2 protein-coding genes are annotated in these 2,092 nt (G+C 52.5%); both read left to right on the top strand.

Going from position 1 to position 2,092, the window contains the following annotated elements:
• Positions 1-183: 183 nt before the first annotated feature.
• On the top strand, positions 184-1,608 hold the full coding sequence (gene lpdA, locus HMPREF9538_RS05620) for a dihydrolipoyl dehydrogenase (protein ID WP_002888731.1): 1,425 nt from the start codon (positions 184-186) through the stop codon (positions 1,606-1,608).
• 164 nt (positions 1,609-1,772) lie between these two features.
• Positions 1,773-2,057, top strand: a complete 285-nt coding sequence (locus HMPREF9538_RS05625) for a hypothetical protein (protein ID WP_002888732.1) — start codon at positions 1,773-1,775, stop codon at positions 2,055-2,057.
• Positions 2,058-2,092 lie beyond the last annotated feature (35 nt).

The raw sequence follows: 2,092 nt of genomic DNA, 5'->3' as shown, positions 1-2,092 counted from the left end.
GTTTTTTTTCTGATAACCTCAGGCTGTTGGGGATTATCAGCAACAAAGGACAAAATCGTTTGCCGTTTGTTGTTTAAAAATTGTTAACAATTTTGTAAAATACACGCGGATAGAACGTCCCGGTGGACTTGGGCGTAAGAATAATAGCGTCAGACCCGCCGGATATAAATTACAGAGGTCATGATGAGTACTGAAATCAAAACTCAGGTCGTGGTACTTGGGGCAGGCCCCGCAGGTTACTCTGCAGCCTTCCGTTGCGCTGATTTAGGTCTGGAAACCGTCATCGTAGAACGTTACAGCACCCTCGGTGGTGTTTGTCTGAACGTGGGTTGTATCCCTTCTAAAGCGCTGCTGCACGTGGCAAAAGTTATCGAAGAAGCGAAAGCGCTGGCCGAACACGGCATCGTTTTCGGCGAACCGAAAACTGACATTGACAAGATCCGCACCTGGAAAGAAAAAGTCATCACTCAGCTGACCGGTGGTCTGGCTGGCATGGCCAAAGGTCGTAAAGTGAAGGTGGTTAACGGTCTGGGTAAATTTACCGGCGCTAACACCCTGGAAGTGGAAGGCGAAAACGGCAAAACCGTGATCAACTTCGACAACGCTATCATCGCGGCGGGTTCCCGTCCGATTCAGCTGCCGTTTATCCCGCATGAAGATCCGCGCGTATGGGACTCCACCGACGCTCTGGAACTGAAATCTGTACCGAAACGCATGCTGGTGATGGGCGGCGGTATCATCGGTCTGGAAATGGGTACCGTATACCATGCGCTGGGTTCAGAGATTGACGTGGTGGAAATGTTCGACCAGGTTATCCCGGCTGCCGACAAAGACGTGGTGAAAGTCTTCACCAAACGCATCAGCAAGAAATTTAACCTGATGCTGGAAACCAAAGTGACTGCCGTTGAAGCGAAAGAAGACGGTATTTACGTTTCCATGGAAGGTAAAAAAGCACCGGCGGAAGCGCAGCGTTACGACGCAGTGCTGGTCGCTATCGGCCGCGTACCGAACGGTAAAAACCTCGATGCAGGTAAAGCTGGCGTGGAAGTTGACGATCGCGGCTTCATCCGCGTTGACAAACAAATGCGCACCAACGTGCCGCACATCTTTGCTATCGGCGATATCGTCGGTCAGCCGATGCTGGCGCACAAAGGTGTCCATGAAGGCCACGTTGCCGCAGAAGTTATCTCCGGTCTGAAACACTACTTCGATCCGAAAGTGATCCCATCCATCGCCTACACTGAACCAGAAGTGGCATGGGTCGGTCTGACCGAGAAAGAAGCGAAAGAGAAAGGCATCAGCTACGAAACCGCCACCTTCCCGTGGGCTGCTTCCGGCCGTGCTATCGCTTCTGACTGCGCAGATGGTATGACCAAACTGATCTTCGACAAAGAGACCCACCGTGTTATCGGCGGCGCGATTGTCGGCACCAACGGCGGCGAGCTGCTGGGTGAGATCGGCCTGGCTATCGAGATGGGCTGTGACGCTGAAGACATCGCCCTGACCATCCACGCTCACCCGACTCTGCACGAGTCCGTTGGCCTGGCGGCGGAAGTGTTCGAAGGCAGCATCACCGACCTGCCAAACGCCAAAGCGAAGAAAAAGTAACTTTTTCTTTCAGGAAAAAAGCATAAGCGGCTCCGGGAGCCGCTTTTTTTATGCCTGATGTTTAGAACTATGTCACTGTTCATAAACCGCTACACCTCATACATACTTTGAAAATAGTCACTCAGTAAACTTATAGGTAGTTAATGATATCGATGAGGTGTGAGATGAAACGCTTTTTAACCACAGCGCTGGTCGCTGCAACGTTTTTTACCGGTGTGGCTTGCGCCGCTGACGCCAACATTCCCTGGGCGGACAACAGCGGCGGTACGGAAACGACCCACATTGCGGCGATGGGCCAGGATCTGAATGCCCAGCATCAGCAGGTGACGAAGACCAATGAAGGGGTATGGGCGGCGAATTCCGGTAGCATCAGCGCTGACGAAGCGGCATTATCCAGCACAAAACCAGCCTTTGCCGGCGATCCTTCTCTGATGCCTCACCAGGGCTAAGTGAATGAAAACGCCCGGTTGCGTGAGTGCAACCG

It is taken from the genome of Klebsiella sp. MS 92-3, assembly GCF_000195655.1.
GTDB classification, from domain to species: Bacteria; Pseudomonadota; Gammaproteobacteria; order Enterobacterales; family Enterobacteriaceae; genus Klebsiella; species Klebsiella pneumoniae.
This window is presented reverse-complemented; position numbering and strand designations above follow the sequence as displayed.

What these genes read in the sequence shown, in the direction of transcription:
- lpdA (WP_002888731.1), top strand. Translation starts at nt 184, where the DNA reads ATGAGTACTGAAATCAAAACTCAGGTCGTGGTACTTGGGGCAGGCCCC.
- HMPREF9538_RS05625 (WP_002888732.1), top strand. Translation starts at nt 1,773, where the DNA reads ATGAAACGCTTTTTAACCACAGCGCTGGTCGCTGCAACGTTTTTTACC.